Annotated in this window: 18 protein-coding genes; all 18 read right to left on the reverse strand. The window is 71.0% G+C overall.

What is annotated here, in order from left to right:
- Positions 1 to 11 precede the first annotated feature (11 nt).
- The 18 genes from doeA to KUV85_RS07940 all read right to left on the reverse strand — a co-directional run bounded on the left by doeA (position 12) and on the right by KUV85_RS07940 (position 22,420).
- Positions 12 to 1,226: an ectoine hydrolase gene (doeA, locus tag KUV85_RS07855; protein WP_219962654.1), complete on the reverse strand. Its 1,215-nt coding sequence runs from the start codon at positions 1,224 to 1,226 to the stop codon at positions 12 to 14.
- 1 nt (position 1,227) lies between these two features.
- Positions 1,228 to 2,487: an aspartate aminotransferase family protein gene (locus KUV85_RS07860; protein WP_237690224.1), complete on the reverse strand. Its 1,260-nt coding sequence runs from the start codon at positions 2,485 to 2,487 to the stop codon at positions 1,228 to 1,230.
- 46 nt (positions 2,488 to 2,533) lie between these two features.
- Entirely contained in the window at positions 2,534 to 3,754 is a 1,221-nt protein-coding gene (doeB2, locus tag KUV85_RS07865; RefSeq protein ID WP_237690225.1) for a N(2)-acetyl-L-2,4-diaminobutanoate deacetylase DoeB2, read from the reverse strand.
- Positions 3,755 to 3,870: 116 nt separating this feature from the next.
- A complete protein-coding gene (locus KUV85_RS07870) occupies positions 3,871 to 5,247 on the reverse strand; it encodes an NAD(P)-binding protein (RefSeq protein WP_219962655.1) in 1,377 nt (458 codons plus the stop codon).
- A gap of 46 nt (positions 5,248 to 5,293) precedes the next feature.
- Positions 5,294 to 7,309 (reverse strand): protein meaA, encoded by a 2,016-nt coding sequence (locus KUV85_RS07875; RefSeq protein WP_425299400.1) that lies wholly within the window; start codon positions 7,307 to 7,309, stop codon positions 5,294 to 5,296.
- Between the two features lie 61 nt (positions 7,310 to 7,370).
- A complete protein-coding gene (locus KUV85_RS07880; protein ID WP_219962657.1) occupies positions 7,371 to 8,267 on the reverse strand; it encodes a spermidine synthase in 897 nt (298 codons plus the stop codon).
- 7 nt (positions 8,268 to 8,274) lie between these two features.
- Positions 8,275 to 10,011, reverse strand: a complete 1,737-nt coding sequence (locus KUV85_RS07885) for a hypothetical protein (RefSeq protein WP_219962658.1) — start codon at positions 10,009 to 10,011, stop codon at positions 8,275 to 8,277.
- 73 nt (positions 10,012 to 10,084) lie between these two features.
- Positions 10,085 to 10,684, reverse strand: coding sequence for a hypothetical protein (locus tag KUV85_RS07890; protein WP_219962659.1), 600 nt, complete (start codon positions 10,682 to 10,684; stop codon positions 10,085 to 10,087).
- A gap of 151 nt (positions 10,685 to 10,835) precedes the next feature.
- The gene (locus KUV85_RS07895; RefSeq protein ID WP_219962660.1) at positions 10,836 to 11,168 is read right to left on the reverse strand and encodes a hypothetical protein; all 333 of its coding nucleotides are present in this window, start codon (positions 11,166 to 11,168) and stop codon (positions 10,836 to 10,838) included.
- A gap of 21 nt (positions 11,169 to 11,189) precedes the next feature.
- Positions 11,190 to 11,861 (reverse strand): hypothetical protein, encoded by a 672-nt coding sequence (locus KUV85_RS07900; protein WP_219962661.1) that lies wholly within the window; start codon positions 11,859 to 11,861, stop codon positions 11,190 to 11,192.
- A gap of 169 nt (positions 11,862 to 12,030) precedes the next feature.
- Positions 12,031 to 12,645: a hypothetical protein gene (locus KUV85_RS07905; RefSeq protein ID WP_219962662.1), complete on the reverse strand. Its 615-nt coding sequence runs from the start codon at positions 12,643 to 12,645 to the stop codon at positions 12,031 to 12,033.
- Between the two features lie 9 nt (positions 12,646 to 12,654).
- The gene (locus KUV85_RS07910; protein ID WP_219962663.1) at positions 12,655 to 13,296 is read right to left on the reverse strand and encodes a hypothetical protein; all 642 of its coding nucleotides are present in this window, start codon (positions 13,294 to 13,296) and stop codon (positions 12,655 to 12,657) included.
- A gap of 48 nt (positions 13,297 to 13,344) precedes the next feature.
- Complete coding sequence (locus KUV85_RS07915; protein ID WP_219962664.1) at positions 13,345 to 14,553, reverse strand: hypothetical protein; 1,209 nt, start codon at positions 14,551 to 14,553, stop codon at positions 13,345 to 13,347.
- A 42-nt stretch (positions 14,554 to 14,595) separates the two neighbouring features.
- On the reverse strand, positions 14,596 to 14,895 hold the full coding sequence (locus tag KUV85_RS07920; RefSeq protein ID WP_219962665.1) for a hypothetical protein: 300 nt from the start codon (positions 14,893 to 14,895) through the stop codon (positions 14,596 to 14,598).
- 130 nt (positions 14,896 to 15,025) lie between these two features.
- Entirely contained in the window at positions 15,026 to 15,313 is a 288-nt protein-coding gene (locus KUV85_RS07925) for a WXG100 family type VII secretion target (protein WP_425299390.1), read from the reverse strand.
- Between the two features lie 110 nt (positions 15,314 to 15,423).
- Complete coding sequence (locus tag KUV85_RS07930) at positions 15,424 to 19,926, reverse strand: FtsK/SpoIIIE domain-containing protein (protein ID WP_219962667.1); 4,503 nt, start codon at positions 19,924 to 19,926, stop codon at positions 15,424 to 15,426.
- A 56-nt stretch (positions 19,927 to 19,982) separates the two neighbouring features.
- On the reverse strand, positions 19,983 to 21,365 hold the full coding sequence (locus KUV85_RS07935; RefSeq protein ID WP_219962668.1) for an RDD family protein: 1,383 nt from the start codon (positions 21,363 to 21,365) through the stop codon (positions 19,983 to 19,985).
- The gene (locus tag KUV85_RS07940; RefSeq protein ID WP_219962669.1) at positions 21,362 to 22,420 is read right to left on the reverse strand and encodes an RDD family protein; all 1,059 of its coding nucleotides are present in this window, start codon (positions 22,418 to 22,420) and stop codon (positions 21,362 to 21,364) included. Before KUV85_RS07940 ends, KUV85_RS07935 begins: the two co-directional genes overlap by 4 nt.
- Between the last annotated feature and the right edge of the window lie 11 nt (positions 22,421 to 22,431).

The following is a 22,431-nucleotide window of genomic DNA, read 5'->3' on the forward strand; positions in this document are numbered from 1 at the left end:
TCCTCCGCGGCTCAGACCGCGCTCAGGCCGACGGGACCCTCGTCCTCGCCGGCCGCCTCACCGCTCGCCTTGACCGTGAACTTCTCGTCGAGGTCGAAGAAGGACTCACAGCCGGTGTCGGTGACTCGGATGGTGTCGGAGATGCCGACGGTGCGGGTGCCCTCCACGCCCCACATCCACGGGATCACGTGGAAGGTCATCCCCTCCTCCAGCACGGTGAAGTCACCGGACTTGAGGCTGAGGATGTAGCCCTCGTCCCAGCTGGGCGGGAAGGCGATCCCGATGGAGTAGCCGGCGCGGGTGACGAGCTGCCCGCCGACGTTGTTGTCGGAGATGATCGTGCGCACGATCGAGTCGACGTCGGAGACCGTGACGCCCGGTCGCATGACCGACTTCAGGTCCCGCAGCGCCTGTCGCATGCGCTGCTGCGACTGCTCCATCGCCGGGGTCATGTCGTGCATGAGCACCGTGCGCATCATCGCGGTGTGGTAGCGGCGGTAGCAGCCGCCCACCTCGAGGAACACCGCGTCGCCGGCCTGGATCTCGCGACCCTCCCAGGTCGCGTGGCCGATCATGGTCCGCGGCCCGCTGGTGACGTAGGGCATGACGGCGGGGTACTCGCCGCCGGCGGTGAACATGCCGCGCGCGATCTCGCCCGCGACGTCGTTCTCGGTGGCGCCGACCTCGGCGGCGGCGATGCCGGCCTTCATGCCCTGCTCGGTCGCATGGGCGGCCTTGCGCATGACCTCGATCTCGGCCGGCGACTTGCGCATGCGCCCCTGCTCGACGATGCCGAAGCAGTCCATCAGCGTGCCGAACTGGAACGAGGTGTGGATGCGGTCCTGCTGGTAGGCGGGGAAGAAGTAGCTGTTGCGCTCGTACCCGACCCGCTTGGTGTCGAGGCCGAACTCCCGCAGCGAGGTGACCAGCTGCTGGATCGCGTCACCGGTGTCGGGGTAGGGCCGCGTGACCTCGACCCAGGTCCGCTCGATGACGTTGGACTCCTCCATCTGCCGCGTGATCATGAACGGCTCCGCCTCCAGCGGCACCACCAGCGCCTGGAAGAACGAGTACCCCGTCGTCTGGTAGTCGGTGAGGTACATCAGGTTCTCCGGGTCGGTGATCACCACCGCGTCCAGGAGGCGCTGCTGCATCCGGGTCCGGAGGTCCTCCAGCCGTTGCTGGTACTCCTCCGGCGGGAAGGTCATGTCGTCGCGCATCCGCATGTCAGGCACCTCCCCCGGCAGCGCTGGCGACCGCCTTCTCCAGGATGGCGAGGCCCTCGTCGAGGTCCTCGTCGGGGATCGTCAGCGGCGGGATGAGCTTGACGACGCGGCCGTCGGTGCCGCAGGGGCCGATGAGCAGCCCGTTGGCGAACGACTCGGCCTGGACCTTCTTGGCCAGGGCACCCTCGCCCACGTCCAGGGCCTGCATCATGCCCTTGCCGCGCACCTCCCAGTCGGGGTGGCCCGCGGCGATCGCCTGGAGCTTGTCGGCCATCCGGGCGCCCTTGGTCCGCACCTCGTCCATCAGCTGGTCGTCGGTGAAGTAGTCCAGGCCGACGGCACCGGCCACGAAGGACAGGCCCTGGCCGCGGAAGGTGCCGGTGTGCGCGCCGGGCGCCCAGTGGGCGTCGACCTCGGGCTTGTTCAGGTTCATCGCGATGGGCGTGCCGTAGCCACCCAGCCCCTTGGCCAGGGTGATGATGTCGGGGTCCAGGCCCATCCCGTCGAAGCTGAAGTAGGACCCGGTGCGGCCGCAGCCGGCCTGGATGTCGTCGACGATGAACAGCGCGCCGGTGTCCCGGGCGAGCTGCTGCACCGCCTGCAACCACTCCTGCGAGTGCACCCAGACGCCGCCCTCGGCCTGGATCGCCTCCACGAGGAAGGCGGCCGGTGGCCGCAGGCCCGAGGAGGCGTCGGCGAGCGCCGCCCGGTAGGCGTCGAGGGCGGCCGTGCCGCCACCGGGCGCGGCCTCGTTCGGCAGCCGCACGACGTGGTCGAGGGAGACCCCCGACCACTTGCGGAAGGCATCGTTGGCCGTCGCGGCCAGGGCGCCGAGCGTCATGCCGTGGAAGCCGTGGGAGAACGCGACGACGTCCTGGCGGCCGGTGGCCACGCGGGCGAGCTTCAGCGCCGCCTCGACCGCATTGGTGCCGGTCGGGCCCATGAACTGCATCTTGTGGTCCATGCCGCGGGGCTCGAGCACCACGTCGTGGAACTTCTGCACGAAGTCCCGCTTGGTGGTGGTGTAGGTGTCGAGGCTGTGGGCGATGCCGTCGGCCTCGAGGAAGGCGATCATCGCCTCCTTCATCCTCGGGTTGTTGTGCCCGAAGTTGAGCACCCCGGCGCCGCCGAAGAAGTCGATGTAGCTCGTCCCGTCCTCGGCGACCTGACGCGCGTTGGACGCATGGGAGAACACGGTCGGATAGGCGCGGCAGTAACCGCGGATCTCGGACTCCCACTGCTCGAACGGACTCATGTCCATGATCGGACTCCTCTCGGGTCGTACTCGGTACCACTCACCTCGGGCGTTACTGCTGTGCTTCCCCATCGGTCGTGCCGGCGGGGAGAACGGGGGCGCCGGCGAGGCGGGCATAGGCCCGCACCACCGGCGCGATCAACTCGTCGTTGAAGTCGTAGTGGGCACTGTGGCACGGATGTGGGTCCCCCGCACCCACCAGCGCGAAGGCACCCGGCACCTCGGCCAGGTAGTAGCTGAAGTCCTCCGAGGCCATCACCGGCACAGCAATGTCGGGAGTGGGATCATTCCCGCCGAACGCCGCCGCGAGCTCGGGCGCGAGGGCCTCGCGCAACTCGAACGCCGGGTCGGCGTGGTTGACGGTGGCGGCGTACCGCGTCGTCGTCGTGGTGGTGGCGGTCGTCGCGTACGCCCGGGCGGTCGACTCGGCGACCTCGGCGATCATCGTGAAGATCTCGTCGCGCAACGTGGTGTCGGGCACCCGGATGCTGCCCCCGAGCCGCGCCGTCGCGGGAGTGACGGTGTCGTTGCTCGGGGCGTCGATCCAGGTGACGGCCACCACGGCCGCGGTCTGGGGCGAGAGCCGCCGCGCGACGAGCTGCTGCAGCGCAATCGTGATCGCGGCCGCTGCCAGCACCGGGTCGCGGGTGCTCTCGGGCTGGCTGGCGTGGCCACCCACCCCGGTGACCTCGACGGCGAACGTGCCGTTGGCCGACATCACCGGACCGTCCGGGCAGGCCATGCGACCGCGGCCCAGGGCCGGCCAGTTGTGCCAGCCGAACACCACGTCGACGCCCTCCAGCGCGCCGTCGTCGATCATGCCCTTGGCACCGTGCCCGCCCTCCTCGGCGGGCTGGAAGAGCAGGCTGACCGGGCCCGGCAGGGCCTCCTCGTGCTGCGCGAGCCAGCGAGCGGCCGCCAGCAGGACCGCGGTGTGGCCGTCGTGCCCGCACGCGTGCATGACGCCCTCGTGCTGGGAGGTCCACACCGCACCGGAGTCCTCATCGATCGGCATGGCATCGATGTCGCCGCGCAGCGCGACGTGGCGGCCCGGCGCGTCCGGGGCGAGGCGTGCGACGGTGCCGGTCGTGGCGCAGGCACGCCAAGAAACGCCGATCGAGTCCAGCTCGTCGCGGATGCGGCCAGCGGTCAGGTGCTCGGACCAGCCGAGCTCCGGCCGGCGGTGCAGCTCATGGCGCAGTGAGGTCGCAGCGCTCAGGAGCTCCTGCCAGGCGTCCGCGCCGTCGACGCCGATCAGACGTGCCGATGCCAACTCGCCTCCGCTCCGTGCCGTGCGCTCCCAGCCGTCAAGGCTGCTCTGCAGCAGACGCTAGACCCCCGGGGCAACCGATGTCGCACCGGGGCGCACGTGTCGCACGGTTGACCGGTTCAGGCCAGCGCGGCGTACCGGTCGAGGCGCTCCAGCGCAGCGGGCGTGAACCGCCGGATCCGCTCCTGCGCCGCGGTCACGGCCGGGTCGTCCCGGCGCCCTGACGGGACCCTGGCGGGATTGAGCCAGCACTCCCGCGCCCAGGCAGCGATGTCGGGTTCGGCACCGAAGGCGGCCGCCGCCCGCGTGCCGAGCGCCTGCATGCGCGCCCAGCCGGCCGGCGTGTTGCCGTACGGCGAGGACGGGCACAGCCGGTTCTTCTCCTCGACGGTCGCGCGGGTCGCCTCGACGTAGCCGGCGAGCGCAGCGCCGAAGCAGGGGAATCCCGCACGGATGGGTTGCAGCGTGATGGTGCCGTCGCCCCAGATCGGCACCGGCGGCGCGCCCCGCAGGCCGGCCGAGGCGCAGTGGACGACCAGGCTGTCGCGCGGCACCGACACCTCCCCGTCGTCCATCACGAGTCGGTCGGAGCGCACCCGCCGGACGTGCCCCCGCCGGACGACGTTCTCGATGCTGCGCAGGTGGTCGAGCTCGCAGGTGGCGAGCGTGGGTGCCCGGGCCATCGTCGGCCGCACCGTCGGGTCGATGCGGATCATGACCCCGGACTCCTCCAGCCGCAGGAACATGTCGTCGACGTCAGCGGACTCCGCCGCCGCCTGGAAGGTGTCGGCGGCCATGCCGAGGAAGACCGCGGGATCGGGCTGGACGACCGCGCGGTTGAGCATCCACGGGTCCCGTGGCCGCACCCAGCAGATCGCATCGGGGTCGACGCCCTGCCCGAGGAGCCAGACGCAGGCGTCGGTGGCCGTCTTGCCCGAGCCGACGATGACGAAGGACCGCGGCGCCCCGTCGACCTCGACGAGGTCGTTGACCGGCACCGCCGCGGCGTCCTCGTCGACGGCGAAGGGCGGCGGCGACGTCGCGGGGATGTCCGGCTCCAGGTAGTGGGCGTCGACCACGCTGCGCCGGACCCGGACGTCGTACGTGCGGCCGCTGACGCGAGAGCGCACCACGCCGTCGCCCTCGTACTCGTGCCCGGCGAGGAAGTGCACCCGTCCGGTCTCCAGGAGGCGGTCCATCGCCCGGTCGTAGTAGGCGCAGACCTCCGCCGCGGTCGCGCGTTCGTGCAGGCCCACCTCGGGGCCGGAGCGTTGCGCGGCACCCTCGCCGAATCGGGTCGAGGCGACACCGTAGAAGACCGACGCCTGGTGCAGCCGCACGAACGGGTAGGCGTCGAGCCAGTGGCCGCCCGGCGCATGGCGGCGGTCGACGATGACGACCTCGGCGTCACTGTGGTCGACCAAGGCGTCGACGAAGGCCATTCCGGCCGCGCCGGCACCGACGACCAGGTGGTCACACGCCAGCTCACCCCGCATGGGCGTGAGCCTATGCGGCGCCGGGTTGGTCACCGGTCGGCCGGTGTCAGGACAGGTCGTTGGCCCTGCGGATCACGTCGACGATCCCGCCCATGATCTCGGTCAGGCCGTAGTCCTTGGGGGTGTAGACCGCCGCCACGCCCGACTCGAGCAGCTCCCGGGCGTCCTTGTCGGGGATGATGCCGCCCACGATGACGGGTACGTCGGACATGCCGGCCTCCCGCAGGCCCTCGAGCACGCTGGGCACCAGCTCCATGTGGGAGCCGGAGAGGATCGAGAGTCCCACGCAGTGCACGTCCTCGGCCACGGCGGCCGCCACGATCTGCTCCGGGGTGAGCCGGATGCCCTGGTAGACGACCTCGAACCCGGCGTCGCGGGCTCGGACGGCGACCTGCTCGGCACCGTTGGAGTGGCCGTCGAGACCGGGCTTGCCCACCAGCAGCCGGAGACGTCCGCCGAGCTCCTCCCCGGTGGACTTCACGGCGTCGCGGACGGTGGCCAGCTCCTCGCCGGCCTCGGCGACGCCCACCGCACCGGCGACACCGGTCGGGGCGCGGAACTCGCCGAAGACACCCCGCAGCGTGCCGGCCCACTCCCCCGTCGTCGCGCCCGCACGGGCGGCCGCCAGGGTGGCCTCCATCAGGTTGGTGCCGGACTTGGCGTCGACCGCCAGCCGCTCCAGCGCGGCGTCGACCTCGGACTGGTCGCGCTGGGCCTTCCAGGCCTCGACCGAGTCCTTCGCCGCCTGCTCCGCGCCGGGGTCGGCGGTCATGATCGCGGTGTCCAGGTCGGCGGTCAGCGGGCTCGGCTCGGTCGTCTCGTACTTGTTGACGCCGACGATGACCTCTTCGCCCGACTCGACCCGGGCGCGGCGGGCGGCGTGGCTGGAGACCAGCTCCTGCTTCATGTAGCCCGAGTCCACGGCGGCGATCGCGCCCCCCATGGCCTGGACGCGATCCATCTCGGCCTTGGCGCCCTCGATGAGCTCGTTCACCTTCGCCTCGACCACCGGCGACCCGTCGAAGAGGTCGTCGTACTCCAGCAGGTCGGACTCGAAGGCCAGCACCTGCTGCAGCCGCAGCGACCACTGCTGGTCCCAGGGACGCGGCAGGCCGAGGGCCTCGTTCCACGCCGGCAGCTGGACGGCGCGGGCGCGGGCGCCCTTGGACAGGGTGACGGCGAGCATCTCCAGCACGATGCGCTGGACGTTGTTCTCCGGCTGCGCCTCGGTCAGGCCGAGCGAGTTGACCTGCACGCCGTAGCGGAAGCGACGCATCTTGGGGTCCTGCACGCCATAGCGTTCGCGGGTGATCTCGTCCCACAGTTCGACGAAGGCGCGCATCTTGCACATTTCCTCGACGAACCGGACACCGGCGTTGACGAAGAAGGAGATCCGGCCGACGGTCCGCTCGAAGTCCTCCTCCGAGACCTGGCCGGAGTCCTTGACCGCGTCCAGCACCGCGATCGCGGTCGACAGCGCGTAGGCGATCTCCTGCGTCGGCGTGGCGCCCGCCTCCTGCAGGTGGTAGCTGCAGATGTTGATCGGGTTCCACTTGGGGATCTGGTTGACGGTGTAGCTGATCATGTCCGAGATCAGCCGCAGGGAGTGCTCGGGCGGGAAGACGTAGGTCCCGCGGGAGAGGTACTCCTTGATGATGTCGTTCTGGGTGGTGCCGGCGAGCTGGGCCGCCACCTCCTCGGGCGTGGCCTCGGGGTTCTGCTCCTCGGCGACGACCTGGTACATCGCGAGCAGCCACATCGCGGTCGCGTTGATCGTCATCGAGGTGTTCATCTCGGTGAGCGGGATCTGGTCGAAGAGCTTGCGCATCTCCCCCAGGTGCGGCACGGGCACGCCGACCTTGCCGACCTCACCCCGCGAGAGCGCGTCGTCGGGGTCGTAGCCGGTCTGGGTGGGCAGGTCGAAGGCCACCGAGAGGCCGGTCTGCCCCTTGGCCAGGTTGCCGCGGTACAGCTCGTTGGACGCCTCAGCGGTCGAATGACCCGCGTAGGTACGCATCACCCACGGGCGGTCCTTCTGGGGAGTCTCGCTCATGGTGCGCAGCCTAGGCCGAAAGTGAACGGTGAGTAACCGTGTCCCACTGTGGCCTTGTCCACAGCCGGGGTCAGTCCTCGGGACGGCGTACGACGTCGCGCACGGCCCGCTGCGTCGCGTCGAGCATCCGCAGCGCGCCGCTGACGTCGGGCAGGTCCGGGACGGGCGACCAGAGACCGTCGGCGTCGGTCGCGGGGACGGCGCCGTCGACGATCGCGTCGAGGTCGGTCACCAGGGCGCCCTTGGACGGGTCGCCGGCGAGCCCGGCGCAGATCGCCGCGGCGTCGAGGGGGGTCGCGGAGGCGAGCAGCACCGCGTTGCCGAACCGCAGGCCGTGGAGTGCCGAGCCCTGCACGACCATCGCCACGTGGGCGAACTCGGACCGCAGGCCCGCGAGCTGGCGCCGCGTGAAGGTGAGGTCCGGGGCCGCCACGGAGTTGAGGACCAGGAGCCCGCCCTCGGCGAGCGCTGCGCGCGCGTGGGCGAAGCACTCGCGTGAGGTGAACGGCGGCGGGATCCGGCCGCCGGAGAACACGTCCACCACCAGGGCGTCCCACGCCGCCGGGGCCGCGGTGTCGAGCCAGGCACGGGCGTCGCCCACCTCCAGGGTGACCCCCGGCGGGAGGCCGAACCGGCGTCGTGCCACGTCGGCGAGCACGGGGTCGAGCTCGACGACGTGCTGCCTGGAGTCGGGGCGCATCGATGCCAGCGCCCGCGGGAGGGTGAGCAGCCCACCACCGAGGTGGGCGCAGGTGGCTGGCGCCGCGCCGAGCCCCGCGAGCATCCACCGCACCGACGCCAGGGCCGGCGGTTCTCCCGGCGGTCCGACGTGGGACTGCCGGATGCCGTCGACCTCGAGCGTCCAGCCACCGTCGCGCGCGACCAGCTCGACCGGCGTACCGTCCGCGAGGGTGAGCGGCTCCCGGACGGTCGCGTCACCGTCGGGTGGGTCCAGCGGCGTCGTCATCGGCCCGTCAGTCCGCCGGGCTCCAGCCGGCGGCCCCGGAGAGCAGGGTGGCCGACCGCCCCGAGGCGGGCTGCACGCCCTCGACCTCGCGGTCGGTGACGGTCACCACCGGATCGGTCGCGAGCGGCACGGCCACGGCGTCGCTGACGACGAGCGTCTCCAGCGCGACGCGGAGGTCGCGGGCGACGTAGGGGTCTGCAGTGCGGGCCAGCTCGGTGAGGATCCGGTCGCGCTGGGCCGCGGTCTCGGTGTCGCTCGCGATCGGGGCGTCGCTCCCCCACTGCGCCGCCAGCTCACGGGGGGACTCCGGGATCGGGATGCGCGTCAGCACCGCCTGCCAGTCCGTACGCCGCTGCGCGGCCGTGTCGGCGCCCTTCGCCCCACAGCCCCGGACCCGCCAGCCGGACTCCGACTCCGCGATCGCGGTGCGCAGCGCCTGGACCGCGCGGCCCGCGAATGGCTCGCGGGAGTCGTGCAGGACGCAGACCGTGGTGCCGGCGGGTACGCCGGCACGGTCGCGTTCGACGGCGGCCTCGGACTCACTGCCGTTGAGCGCCTGGCGCAGGCCCGCGTCCTCGGTCGCCACGGTGTAGCCCGACGACTCGGGATCGAACAGCAACGAGTCCGACGCCGCGTAGGCCTCCGACCACGCCCCGGCCCCGGCCGAGCGGAGGTCGGAGCGGGGCACGGTGCGCAGGAAGGCCAGCCGTGCCTCCGGGGAGCGGAAGACGCCGCGGTCGGTGCGCAGCAGCAGCGCCCAGAGCGCGCCCTGATGGGTGGTGGCGACCTGGTGGTCGCGCCGCTCCAGTGCGCGGACGGCGGAGAAGTTCTCCTCCGTCGGCGACACCTGCACCACGTCGAGACCGTCGCCGATCTGCTCCAGTCCTCGGGTGGCGCCGGCTGGGGCGAGTTCGATGGCCTCATACGTGGGCGGGGTGGAGCCGTCGTACTCCCGGTTGACGACGAGCCGGACCCGGTCCCCCGCGTCGTCCTCCTCGACGGTGTCGAGTCGGTACGGGCCGCTGGAGACCGTCAGCCGCTCGGGCAGCTCGGCGGCCCCGGGGTCGAGCTCGAACCCGGTGTTCCACTCCTCGGCGATCGCCGCGAGGTCGTCGGCGTCGCCGTCATCGATCGCGGTGATGACCGCCTGCTTGGCCTCCATCGGGTCGTCGATCCCGAGTGCGGCCATCCCGACGACGTGCGCCGGAGCGGCGACGTCGAGCGCGGTGTGCCAGTCGCGGACGGGTGCGTCGAAGCGCACGTCGATGCGCCGGTCGAACTCGTCGAGCTCGGGCACCTCGGTGCTCGTGGTGAGGTCGCCCGGACCGGAGTCGAAGGCGTCCGGTGCGAGGGCGTTCGAGCCGGCCGCCCACGCCAGCATCAGGTCGGCTCCGTCGACGGGGATACCGTCCGACCACGCCGTCTCCGCGAGGTCGTAGCGGACCGTGAAGGACTCCGGGTCTGGGTCAATGACCTCGACGCGACCGAACCCCTCGTCGGGTGCGATCTCCCCGCCGTCGGCACGGGCGAAGCGGCCCCGCGTCAGGGACGCGACCTCGCGGTTGCCCTGCGTGGCCCCCGTGGCGACGGCGGCGTTGGCACTCGTCAGGGTGCCGGACCAGCCAACCGTCACCGTCGACCCCTCCGACACCGACGCCGGGAGGTCGGGCGTGCAGGCGGCGAGGCCCACCGCGAGGCAACCGATGGCGACGGCGCCGACCCGCCCGAGCAAGCAACGCGGCACTGGGGATTCCTCGCTTCCTGCGGCGGAGCAACGCCGAGAGTCTAGTGGGAGGGACCTCGGTCCGGTGCTGCGATCACGACACGGTGCGCCACGCGCCGAGTGCCATCCGGACCAGCTCGTCGCGTCGTTGTTGGTTGATCGGGACCTGGCCGCGGTGGATCAAGATGTCCAACACCTGTCCACGCGCCACGACGTACCGGTGCTCCCGGGTCGGATCGAGGTTCAGGATGCCGGCCGGCCCGAACACACGGCGCCCCAGTCCGGTGCCCGACGCACCCGTCGAAGCCACGACCACGACCCCGCACCCCACGATCCCCACCAGGGCCCCGGCCCCCGCGATCATCGGTGCCCACCCGCCGGAGTCGTCGAACTGCGTCCACAACAACCCGAGGGCCGCCGCGGACAGGACGCCGGTGACGCCGGTGAGCAGCACGCTCCACGGGTCGCGCAACCTGCCGGACTCCGACCACTTGAACAGGGAGGAGACGACATTGGCCAGCGCGACGACGAAGGCCAGCTGGGCGGCAACGAGCCAGCCCACCGCCAAGGTGCCGCCGCCGACGAGGGCGACCAGCGCGAGACCGATCAGCGGCGCCGACAGTACCGCCAGGGATCCGAGGACCAGGACCAGGTTGACCAGCCGACGAACGGTGCTGACGAGCGCGCTGTCCATGGTCCTCATCGGCGGGAGGCGCCTGCGCATCACCTCGTCCTCGATCAACCCCAGGTCAGGCGGCTGCGCGACGTCGCACTGCCACGCCCACTCCGCAGCGTCCGGAGCCCATTCCTCCAGTGGCGGCGGAGGAGTCATGTGCCGGTGGCCCTCAGCGGGCGCCAAGGGTCGTGATGACCTGCTCGGTCAGTTCGTCGAGGGTGCGACGGTTCCGCTTGCCGTCCAGCAGGCCGCCGGGTTCGTTCGGGGCCACGTCGAGTCCGAGCTCGATCGTCGAGCCGGAGCCGTTGTCGGTGATCCTCGCGGCGCCCCACAACTTGGCGCGGAGCACCTTGCGCTTGGCGAAGAAACCGAGTTCCGCAGCGCCGGGCACTGCGTCCTCAGCGAGGTGGAACCCCTGCTCCTGCAGGACCGGCACCAGCGCTTCGCTGGCTGCAACTGGCGAGAGGGGAACGTCAATCCGAGATTCGGCCAGGGAAGGCATGTCCTGATGCTAGCAATTTCGTCACTCGGCCGGTGGCCATCGGCGCCGGTCCGACTCGTCGAACTCTCGCCACCCGACCAGCCGAAGTTCCAGTACGCGGCGCCACTCCCGCTCGTCGAGGCCGTCGAGCTCGTCCCAGTACCCCAACGGCATCTCCAACACACGCTTGCGGTCGGCCTCGTGAAGATCGACCAGTCCCCGCTCGGTGAGGATGTCCAGGACCCGAGCACGCGACGCCAGGTAGTCGTCCCGCAGCCGCGACCTCCTCGGTCCGCGCACCGGCGGCTTCTTGCTCCGGTCCCTGCCTTCGGGTTTCGACAAGAACCCGGTCGCGAGCATCGCGACACCGCTGGCTGCAGCCACCAGCACGAGGATCGGCAACCAGGACACACTCGCCTCCTCCGCGGCCGCCAACAGGACGCCGTACGTCGTCAGCGACGCGAGGACGGTGAGTGCACTGACCGGAAGGACCAGCGGCGGCCGCCGTCGGATCTCCCACCAGATCAGCAGGAAGACCACCTCAGTCAGGACCGCGACCGCGAACGCGACCCGTGCCGGCGTCGTCCAGTCCCAGGAGGCATCCTCACCGACGGCGCCGAACAGGACGACGACGAAGCCGATCAGCGACGAGCCGTAGATCAACAGCCCGAAGAGCACGATGCCCACCCAGGACGCACTGACCCGCAGTGCCATCGCCGGAGACAGTCGCCCGCCGTGCGAGCGAGGCTCTCGAGCGAGGATCCCCGCCTCGACCTCCCCCCAGGGCAACGGCTGCGCGAACTGGGCGCCCCGGGCCCACTCCTCCACCGATTGTCCCTGGACCACGCGACCTCCCGAGCTCATGAACGGCGTCGGGAACACGCTACGCCGTGACGGGTGCGCGCCACCGCAGGGTCGAGATGCAGGCATCGAACAAGAAGCGGGTCGCTTCGATCGACTCGGCGTCGGTGGGCACCTCGGGCGCCCTCGCGAACCCGGCCACGAGGGACAGCGCACGCCGACGCTTGGCGCCGGGAATCGGCGTGAGGTAGACCACCGAATGGTGCACGAGTGTCTCCGTTCCCAGACGGGATGTCCGCTCGCGTTCGCACCGCAACGTGCGCTTGTCGCCGAGGAGCGGTGTTGCCCCGTGTTGGCGGATCAGGGTCCGTGCCAAGTCGTCGAGGGACTGCCCCGGCTCTGCTCGTCGCACCGAGGCATTGATCGAGGCCGGGATCGCAAGCGTCCCGGGATCGGGATCGCTCGGGCAGAAATAGGCGAACACCCCACCGCGACGCATGTTGGCGAAAGCCTCCTCCATCTGCAGCCGCATCTCGGCGTACAGATCGGGCTTGTGGGCATCCATGCAGCGGCGTCGCACCGCCGCCAGGAGCCCCTGCAATGACTCCTCGTCGACACCGTGGCGCGCCCATCCGTCCGGCAAGTCGAGGTCGAACTCGGGATCCGGCCGCACACCCAACTCGTCACGCAATGTCATGGCACCCCATCAGTCCTGGTCGTCGGGCCAGTACTCGTCCTCGAGGAGCACGGCCGGAGTGGTCGAGGTGAACCTACTGCCGTCGTCGCGCGTCATCACGAGCGCATTCTTGAGCAATGAGAAACCCACCAGCGCCTGGGATATCAGCGCAGAGACAGATTCCTCGAGGTTGAGCATCAGGGCTGCCTCGCCGTCGTCGAAGACGAAATGGACGGAGTTCACCTCCACCGGACCCTCATCGCTCTCGACGGTTCGCCGGGTCGAGTACTGCAGGCCCGGTCCGATGTACCGCGCCTCTGCGGCATGGATCCGACCCTCCAACTGACTCCAGTCGGGCAGGTCCTCGCTCCTGACCGGGTTGACATGGCACAGGACCGTGGCCGGCGCAGTGACGGGCCACACCTGGTACAACACGTAGGACTCGGACTCGGCTCGCGCCGCGAGGCCTGACTCCAGCACGGACCGGGCCTCCGCGGTCGTCATCGGCACACCGTCGATCGACCGGGAGCCGACGAGGTCCGACAGTGCCGTCGACACCTCGGTCAGCCACAGTTCTCGGTCCTCCTCCTCGAGTCCGACAGGCAGGAAGACCCACCCCGGGAGGTCGACGTCCTCGGCGAAGTCGAGGGACCAACGGTCGGTCGACGTCACCACGGTTCACTCTCCTGCGAACGAGTGGCGCACAAACGCTTCACCACGCTAGATGAACACCCCCACCGGCTTCGGGAGACCGATGTCGACGCTGGTGGTGTTGTTGACCGCGGTCGCAACCCTTCCGTAGTGGCTGCTCATCGCGCCGAGGAGGCCAGCACCACGGTCGATCCCCGAGAGTGCGCGCACCAAGGGCAGACGGCTCTCCAGCAGTGCCCTGTTGCCGACGTAGAGACTGATGTTGGCGGTGCGGTATGCCGAGTAGCTCTTGCCCACCAAGTTGTCCATCACCTGGGTCCTGGGGAGCCACTGGAACGACTTCCCCGCGTTGCTGGCCAACTTCTCGATCGGTCCCTTGCTCAGCACCTTCCATGTCCGGCCCAAGGCGTTGCTGGTGCCGCCGGCGCCCCGCATCAGCTGGGGGAACTGGGCGAACTTGGTCAGGTTCGTCACCTTGCCGACGGGGATGATCGCAAGTGCGGCGAAGGCCAGGTCCCAGCCGCTGGCCTGCCCGTTGGCGAACTTCACCGCTGTCAGGGCGAAGGCAGCCAGCGCGAGGACCGCCGCGAGCGCGAGGATCCAGCCTCCCGCGAAGAGCGCGACGATACCCACGATCAGGGCCGCCCAACTGAGGATCTCGGTGAGGACGTTGATGACGTCCCCGAAATTGTCCCAGAAGCTGTCCTCGATGGCGCCGGAGAGCTCGTCGCTCACCCCCGTCACCGCCGTGTCGAAGGCGTCCTCCCAGGTGTCGTAGTGGGAGTCGAAGTCCTCGGTCCGCGCCTCCCACGCGTCGTACGCCGCCTTCTTGGCCGCGTCCTCCGCGGCCTGGTCGGCCGCCTCCGGGCTGCCCTCGTCGGGCTGGAACAGGCCGCCGGTCCCGCGCGGCTCGACCTGGCCGGGCAAGGACATGTAGGTGTCCCACAGGTCGTGGCTGTCGTCGACAGCGGCCTTGATCAACGGCTGCACCGAGTCCAGCGCTTGACCGTAGGTACTGATGACGGGCCCGACCGGCTGGTAGAGGTTGCCGGCTTCACGCAGGGTGGCGTAGGAGTCGCCGATCGATTCGCGCAGTTTCTCGATGGCCTGCCCCTTCTGGCCACCCGCGTCCATCGCGTTGTTCTTGATGCGCTCCAGGACATCTGCGCTGTCGAGCATCTGGTCACCCAGGACCGTGATGGCCTCGCCACGCTCGATGATGTCGCCGGCTGATCCTTCGACGTACTGGATGAAGCGTCCCTTGGGGGAGTACTGCATCGCCCTGCTGCTCCTTCGTTGCCGTGCCCGCTGCGCGGGGGCTCATCCCTCGGAGGTGAGGGCGATCGCCGTTTCGGAATCCCACTGCTCGACGCCCTCGATCACGCCCTGGACATGATCCCGGACCCCCGCCAGCCCCTCCTTGAGGTCGTTGCGCTTGTCATCCCAGCGCTCCTCGAAGTCGCGCGCCTTGTCCCGCAGGGAGCTCTCACCGAACGGGTTGCCGATGGCCGCCTCCAGCGCTTCCGAGTTCGCGGTGGCGTTCTCGAACTCGGTGATGATCGCATCCAACTGCGTCTTGACCTCGTTGAGCTGGTCGAGAGCGATGTAGACGTCGGTCATTTCTCACGGCTCCTGCGGTACGCGGTGGGCTGGGGTCGAGGCACCGCGAACGCGATGCCGTGGTCGTCGTGCCGGCCCCGGCGGTGGGCCGACGAGACCGTCGGGTCCACCGCCGAGACGCTCAGCCGGGTCAGCCGCCGGCGAGCTGGTCGTCCAGGTCGCGGATCGCCTGGGCCATGTCGCGCAGGGCCTGCGCCATCTCCGAGACGCCCTCGGACGCCTCCTTCAGGCCGCTGGTCATGTCCTCGAGGCCCTCCTGGAACTTGCCGGAGGCCTTCTCGGTCTTGAAGCCGTCCTGGACGAGCTCGTCCACGTAGCCCTGGCACTCGTCCAGCGCGCTGACGATGGACTCCTTGCCGTCGTCCAGCTTGGTGGCGGTGGTTTCCATCTCGTCATAAGTTGCGCCGAAGTCGCTCATCGATCCCAACCCTTTCGTTGTCGGTTCCTGTGTCCTGGTGGTCCAGTGCCACGAAGGCTAGGGGAGCCCCCGCGACCGCTCAATGGGGAGCACTCCCCATGCCCGAGGGCCTAGTAGGGGGCCATCGGCACCTGCATGGTCACCGCTCGTCCGGCCTGCACGAAGATCCCGCGCCCGTCGGGGTGGTCGGTGCGCTTCATGCGGCCGAAGGGCACCTTGAACAGCGTGTCCCCGTCGTGGGTGTCCGGCTTCAGTGCGATGCCCTGTCGCCCCGCCTTCCAGGCACCGAGTACGCCGGCACTGCTGCCGGCGCGGGTGATGTCCGCCTCGCCGACCAGCAGGTGCTCGCTGTTGTCGATCGCCTGCAGCAACGCGCGCATCGCGCGGTCGGCGGGGCCGTCGGCGAGGTGCGGTACGTCCTCGACGACCACCATGATCCGACCCGGCGTCGCCTCGTCGGCGATGATCTCGGCGAGCTCGGTGGCGAGCTCCTTCTCCTCCTCGGGCCTCGTCGCACTGCGCACCCAGTCGCGGAAGCCGGCGAGCTGCGAGCGGCGGCTGCCGAAGTGGAACAGCTTCACGTCGGGGTCGTGGCGCTCCACGGCGATCACCAGCGCACGCAGTGCGTTCGTCTTGCCCGACTGCGGTGGCCCGGTGACGACGAAGGAGCCGATCGGGTCGAACCCGCTCGGCGCCAGGGTGTCCTCGGCGATGCCGAACACGGGCAGGCCGCCGACGTCCCCGGGCAGCTCGGCGCAGTCGATCCGCGTCGGCAGGGACCCGATCTCGGCGACGTCGGGCACGCCGCTCTCCCGCAGCTCGGCGGCGAGGGCAGCCAGTGCCCGTGACTGCTCGGCGACGTTCGCGGTGCCCCCCAACACGGCCAGCTGCACCTCGTGCTTGTCGATCACCGCACGTCCCGGCGCCGACTGGTCGTCCAGGACGTCCTTGGGCGCGCCGAGCAGGGTGTACTGGTTCTGGTCGGCCAGCCGTAGCACCACGCGACGCGAGATGTTCGCCGCGACCGCCGTCGGCACCGCGCCGCCCCGGTCGGCAGTGATGACCGCATGCACGCCCAAGGGCCGTCCCTCGCCCAGGATCCGCATGAACGCCTGGTAGTACGGCGCCCGCGCGGAGTTGATCTCCCACTCGTTCTTGAACTCCGGGTAGTTGTCGATGAGCAGGATGATGCGGGGCAGCTTGGGATCCACCAGCTCGCGGTACTCGGTCAGGTTGGCGGCGCTCGCGCCGGCGAAGGCCTCCGCTCGCGCGTCCATCTCCCGACCGATGGTGCGGAAGAGCCGCTGCAGTCGCTCGGCGTCGTCACCGTCGATGATCGACCCGACGTGCGGGAGCCGCTCGACCGCGCCCAGCGCGCCGGAGGCGAAGTCGAGGCCGTAGACCTCCGCCGTACCGAGGTCGGGCCGCATGCCCGCGGCCGTCGCGATGGTCTTCAGCACCGTCGACTTGCCCGATCCGGACGTGCCGAACACCAACAGCGAACCGTCACGATCGGGCACGAAGTACGTCGCGTTCTGCTGCTGCCGCTCGGGGACGTCGGCCAGGCCGAGCAGGATGCGACCGTCGCCCTCCCCCGGCAGGTCCTGCAGGTCCACCACCGGGGAGAGGTCGTCGAGCCACGGCCGACGGGGCGTGGGCAGGCCGGCGGAGTCCGCTGCGCGGATGAGCGTGGTGACCACGCGCTTCTGGTCGTTGGGGCCGAGGTCCTCCTCGTGGGCGTCGGACTCCGGCGCCCGTTCGGGCTCCCACTCCACCGTGGACCCGAACCGGAGCTCGGCGACCTTCACCTCCGCGGTGACGACCTCGTCGTCGCGGGTCCACCCGCCGGCGTACGCCGACTGGAAGGGCGTCAGGCGTCCCGGGCCGGTCTTGGCGATGCCCCGGCCCGGCAACGTGGCCGGGAACGTCGCGGCCACCGGGTCGTCGACGACGTCGCGCGAGTCGGACTCGTCGGCCATGCGCAGCGCGACCCGCAGGTTGGTGTTGGCGCGCAGGTTGTCCTTGATGACACCGGCCGGTCGCTGCGTCGCCATGATCAGGTGGATCCCCAGCGAGCGACCACGCTGGGCGATGTCGACCACCCCGTCGACGAACTCGGGGACCTCACCGGCGAGCGCAGCGAACTCGTCGATCACCAGCACCAGGGCCGGCGGACACTCCGGGTCCTGCCGCTTCTCCAGCTCCAGCAGGTCCTTGGCCTTCTTGCGGTTGAACAGGTGCTCCCGGTAGTGGAGCTCGGCCCGCAGGCTGGTCAGCGCCCGACGTACCAGGTGCGGGCTGAGGTCGGTGACCAGGCCGACGCAGTGGGGCAGGTCGACGCAGTCGGCGAAGGCCGAGCCCCCCTTGTAGTCGACGAAGAGGAAGGTGACGCGGTCCGGGCTGTGCGCGGAGGCGATGCCCAGCACCCAGGCCTGGAGGAACTCGGACTTGCCGGCACCCGTCGTGCCGCCGACCAACGCGTGCGGGCCCTGTGCGCGGAGATCGAGGGTCATCGCGTCGCTCGCGCCCTGTCCGATGATCGCGCGGAGGTTGCCCGCCTTCTTCAGCTGCGGACGGTCCGCGGCACTGCGGTCGATGATGGTGTTGTTCTGCTGCCACCGCTCCACGACCGAGTCGGGCTCCTCGGCGACCTCCTGACCGACCAGCGACAGGAACATGACCGAGTTCGGGATGTCGGAGGCGTCGTGCACCACGGTGCTGGCGTCCACGACGGGCGCCATGCGCTTGGCGAAGGTGTGCATGTAGGCGTTGGAGACGCCCTCGACCGCGACGTGCGCGTGGAAGGAGCCGTTGCGGACCAACCCCACCGCAGTGTCGTCCAGGCCCGCGGTGACGTCCATGAAGCTGCGGCACGCCGCCGGCAGCGACTCGACCGTCGGCGACAGGAAGACCGCGTGGACCCCCACGTCGGCCCCCCGCTCGAGCACCTGGGTCAGCCGCGGTCGGTCGACCGGCGCGTCGTTGGTGACGAAGACGATGACCGAGACCTGCTCCCGGGTCGAGGTCTCCTCCCCCGCACGGTGCACGTCGGTGCCGTACTGCATGGGGTTCCAGCGTTCCGCGAACGGACCCCGCTGCTCGGGGGCGCGACCGGCGCGGAGGACGTACTCCTCCAGCGCACTGAGCAGCGCGTTGGCCGTGGGCGCGGAGTCGGCCAGCGGCAGGTCCTTGAAGGGGCTCGTCTCGCTGGTCGTGTGGGGCAGCCACTTGATCCACTCCAGCTCGCCCGCCCAGTCGCTGTCGGCGAAGGCGACGCTGACGACCTCGTTGGGTGCGTGGAGGCCGAAGAGTTGGACCGCGAGCCCGCGCATCGCATCCGAAGCCGGGCCCGTCGGTCCTGCCACGCCGACCGACCCGACCGCGCGCAGCGACTCCAGCAGCGGGACGCCGTCGACGTAGCGGTAGCGCGCCCGGAGGCGGTCGAGCCGCTCGATGTACTCGGGCAGGCCGTCCTGGGTGTCCTGCTCGGCGATGGAGTTGCGTGAGACGGCACGGGTCGTGCCGAGGCGCAACGCCAAGTAGTTCCAGTGCTCGGGGCGGCGCGTCCACAGCATCGGGCCCAGCCGCATCGCGTGCTCGTAGACCTCCGCGACGGGCGGGACCTCGTCGTTGCGCGCCTGCTCCTCCTCCGGCTTGGCCCGGAAGAGCGTCTCCTCGAGGTACTCGAACTGCCGCTCGAAGAGCTCGATCTCGTGGTTCTTCTTGTTGGCGGTCTGGGTGCGTTGGTTGATGAAGTTGCCCATCGCCATCATGGGCGTCATGAAGATCAGCAACAGCGCACGCTCGCGGCCGGTGATGGCGTAGATCGCGGCCGCCATGATGATCGGTGCGACGAGCATCGTCCACGGGAAGAGCTTGCCGATCGCCTCGGTCGGCATGCGCGGTGGCGGGTGGGCGATGCCCGGGTAGCGCACGTCGACCCGCGGGCTGCGGTTGAACAGCAGGCCGCCGCCACGTTCGAGGACCGGGTCGTCGACGCCGTCGAAGTCGCGGGCGAGGTAGAGCACCAGCGTCGTGCCGCCGATGACGAAGGACTTGCCGGGCGCGACGCGGACGCGCTGCACCGGAGCACCGTCGACGAGTACGCCGTTGGCGGAGTTGAGGTCGACCAGCTCGACCGAACTGCTCACCTCGATGCGGGCGTGGGTCTTGGACACCATCGGGTCGTCGAGCACGATGTCGTTGCCGGGCAGGCGGCCGATCGTCGCGTGGCCGGTGCTCAGCGGGAACTCCTGGCCGCGCAACGGACCGTCGGCCGCCAGCAGGACGCCGATCGTGTCCCGGTGGGCGCCCGCGCCCACCGGCGCCGAGGCCTCCGTCCGCGGCCCCAGGTTGACCACGGTGGCCGAGAAGCCCGAACCGATCGCGGCCTCGCCGATGTGCACCCCCGGCTCCAGCGGCTCGAGACGGTCATCGGTCGGCGGCGCCACGGCGAGGGTGAGCACGTCGTCGGCGGCCGCGAGGATCGTGCGGGCCGGGTCCGACTCGGCGATGTGGCGGGCGACGTCGGCCGCGGTCGCCGTCGAGTCGGCGGTCACGATCACGTCCGTGGGCTCGACCCCGTCACGGTGCAACGTCAGCTTGACCTTCATCCCTCACCTCACCTCGGACCGTGTCTGCGTCAGGCCGGGCCGGTCACGCCGGCCACTCATGTGCGCGCCACCGCAGCGCTCCGGTCGCCGAACCGGATCGTGTCGCCGGGGACCGCGACCCCCGCCTCGCCGACCGGCAACGACCGCTCCTTGCCGTCGTGGACGATCGACGTCCCGTTGGTCGATCCTTGGTCCACGACCTCCACGCCGTCCTCGGCCGGGCGCAGCACCAGGTGTGTCTTGGAGACCGACAGCGAGTCGTCGTCGATCGCCACCGTTCGTGCCCCCTCGCGGTCGGCCGGCATCCGCCCGACCAGCAGTGGCTCGGCGATCTCGATCCGGTCGCCAGTGTCCAGACGCACGAGGAACTCGGCCAACGGCGACGTCGCCGTGCCGTCGTCGCGCCGCGCCCCCGGTGCCGGTGGCGCGGGTGGCGGGGACGACGCCTGCCCAGCCTCCGGTGCCGGAGGCGCGGGCGACGCCGGGGGCTGCGGGGACGGGACCGACGACGGTGCCGTGGGAGGTGCGGCGTCGGTGGGCGCCGCCGGCCGGTCGGACTGGGAGGAGAGGTAGCCACCGATCACCGGGCGTCCCGGTGCGGCGCCGGAGGTGCCGGCGGGCGGGGTGTCGGACTGCTCCAGCCCCGTCAGGCCCACCCGGGTGCGTCCCTGGGCGCCGTGGGGGCGGGCGACACCGAGGACACCCGCGCTCGTCCGGCCGGCCGGGCGGTACTCCCCCTCGTGACCGGCCTCGGTGGCCGTCGCGAGCGACGGGAGTGCCTTGGCCTGCGGGGCCGGCGCAGCCGTCACCGTCTTGCGGGCGATGCGCATCCGCTTCTTGTCGTACGGGTGCAGGCCGTGCCGGACGTCGACCAGCCACAGCTGGCCGATCACGTCGTGCCAGCCGCGTCCGCGGCGCTGGGGATCGAAGAGCGGGGACAGCAGGAAGACCAGCGGCCCGACCACCGCGGCCGCCGATCCCCACAGCACCAGCCCGCGCAGTGCGACCCGCCAGAAGCCCGGCTTGGCGAGGGTCCTGACGTTGACCGCCCGCAGGCCGGTCACGGCCTTGCCGAGGGTGACACCCGACCGCCCCAGGAGGGCCAGCTGCACGATGACGAAGGCGAGGGTGAGCACGGTCGTGACCGAGGCCATGACCACCGCCAGGATGAAGTCGGGGTGGTTCACGAACCCGTACCAGCTGATGCGTCCGGCGAGCAGGCTGACCAGCAGCGGCAACGAGAACACCCAGTACGGGACCTGCAGCAGCAGGTAGAGGCCGATGTCCACCGCGGCGGCACCCGCGCGTCGCCCGAGCGGAGCCGGCAGCAGGCCCAACGCGGCGGCGTACGCCGGGTCGGGGTCGCCGTACTCGTCGAGGCCGTCGACCCGCTCGTCCTCGTCGGGCAACTCCCAGATCGGGGTGTGGGGCGAGCTCATCGGTCGACCTCCACGGTGACGGTGAAGGCACCGAACTCGACGACGTCACCCTCACGCAGCGTGGTCCGCGAGTGGGGCTCGAGTGCGGTGGCGGCGGTGTCCCGGTGCAGGGTGACGCCGTTGGTCGAATGCCAGTCCTCGACCCAGGCCGTGCCGTCCTCGACGCCGAGCAGTGCGTGGGTCTTGGACATCGTCAACTGGGGGTCGTCCAGTGCCCATGCCGCCGCTCCGGCGACCAGGTCGGGGTCGGGGTCGCGTCCCACGAGGAGGGGGCCGTCGAGGACGTGCGAGGGACCGGCCGCGGTGGTCAGCCGCCACGCCGGCGAGGGCTGTGCGGGAGACGGAGACGGCGTCGCCGCGACGTCAGGGGTGACCGTCTGCTCGACCGGCGTGCTCGACTCCGGCGGCGTGCTCGGCTCCGGCGGGGGCGGCACCACGCCGGGCGGCGGACCGACCACCATCCCGGTCGGCGGTGTCGCCTTTGCCGCGGGCGTCACCGTCTCCTCCTGTGGCCGACCGCCCGTGGTCGGTGGCGGGGGCGGGGCCGAGACCGGGGCCGCCGGCGGCGCGGACGGGTTGTACGCCGCCGCCCCGGTCGCCGGGTCGGCGGGCGCCACGGCCGGCGCGCGGTCACCGGTCGCGACGACCACGGAACGGACCGCCTTGTCGTGCCAGCCCTGCCGGCGGAGGTCCCGGGCCGTGATGACGACGTTCGCGAGTCCGGGGACCCAGCACGCGGCGAAGAGCAACCCGAACACGAAGTCCCGGCCGAGGGCGCGGCCGACCCCGACCGGCGCGCCGGTGTCCTGGTCCTGCACCCGCAACCCCAGCACCTGCTTGCCGATGCTCTGCCCACGACGACCCACCCGGACGACCTGGTTGTAGAACGAGAACGCGACCGCGAGGACGACCAGCGCGACTCCGAGGAGTGCCGGCAGTCCGTCGGCGAGGAGCAGGAGCGCGTAGCCGCCACCGAGCAGGGGCGCGACGACCACACCGTCCACCAGTCGCGCAGCGAGGCGCGTCCCGATGCCGACCTGTTGCTGTCCGGTCATGCCCGCACCTC

This window comes from Nocardioides panacisoli (assembly GCF_019448235.1).
Lineage (GTDB): Bacteria > Actinomycetota > Actinomycetes > Propionibacteriales > Nocardioidaceae > Nocardioides > Nocardioides panacisoli_A.

Coding starts and splice junctions, on each gene's coding strand:
- KUV85_RS07925 (WP_425299390.1), bottom strand. CDS start 15,313: ATGAGCGACTTCGGCGCAACTTATGACGAGATGGAAACCACCGCCACC.
- KUV85_RS07915 (WP_219962664.1), bottom strand. CDS start 14,553: ATGCAGTACTCCCCCAAGGGACGCTTCATCCAGTACGTCGAAGGATCA.
- KUV85_RS07905 (WP_219962662.1), bottom strand. CDS start 12,645: ATGACATTGCGTGACGAGTTGGGTGTGCGGCCGGATCCCGAGTTCGAC.
- KUV85_RS07890 (WP_219962659.1), bottom strand. CDS start 10,684: ATGGACAGCGCGCTCGTCAGCACCGTTCGTCGGCTGGTCAACCTGGTC.
- doeA (WP_219962654.1), bottom strand. CDS start 1,226: ATGCGGATGCGCGACGACATGACCTTCCCGCCGGAGGAGTACCAGCAA.
- KUV85_RS07940 (WP_219962669.1), bottom strand. CDS start 22,420: ATGACCGGACAGCAACAGGTCGGCATCGGGACGCGCCTCGCTGCGCGA.
- KUV85_RS07860 (WP_237690224.1), bottom strand. CDS start 2,487: ATGGACATGAGTCCGTTCGAGCAGTGGGAGTCCGAGATCCGCGGTTAC.
- KUV85_RS07920 (WP_219962665.1), bottom strand. CDS start 14,895: ATGACCGACGTCTACATCGCTCTCGACCAGCTCAACGAGGTCAAGACG.
- KUV85_RS07870 (WP_219962655.1), bottom strand. CDS start 5,247: ATGCGGGGTGAGCTGGCGTGTGACCACCTGGTCGTCGGTGCCGGCGCG.
- KUV85_RS07935 (WP_219962668.1), bottom strand. CDS start 21,365: ATGAGCTCGCCCCACACCCCGATCTGGGAGTTGCCCGACGAGGACGAG.
- KUV85_RS07900 (WP_219962661.1), bottom strand. CDS start 11,861: ATGGCACTGCGGGTCAGTGCGTCCTGGGTGGGCATCGTGCTCTTCGGG.
- KUV85_RS07895 (WP_219962660.1), bottom strand. CDS start 11,168: ATGCCTTCCCTGGCCGAATCTCGGATTGACGTTCCCCTCTCGCCAGTT.
- KUV85_RS07930 (WP_219962667.1), bottom strand. CDS start 19,926: ATGAAGGTCAAGCTGACGTTGCACCGTGACGGGGTCGAGCCCACGGAC.
- KUV85_RS07880 (WP_219962657.1), bottom strand. CDS start 8,267: ATGACGACGCCGCTGGACCCACCCGACGGTGACGCGACCGTCCGGGAG.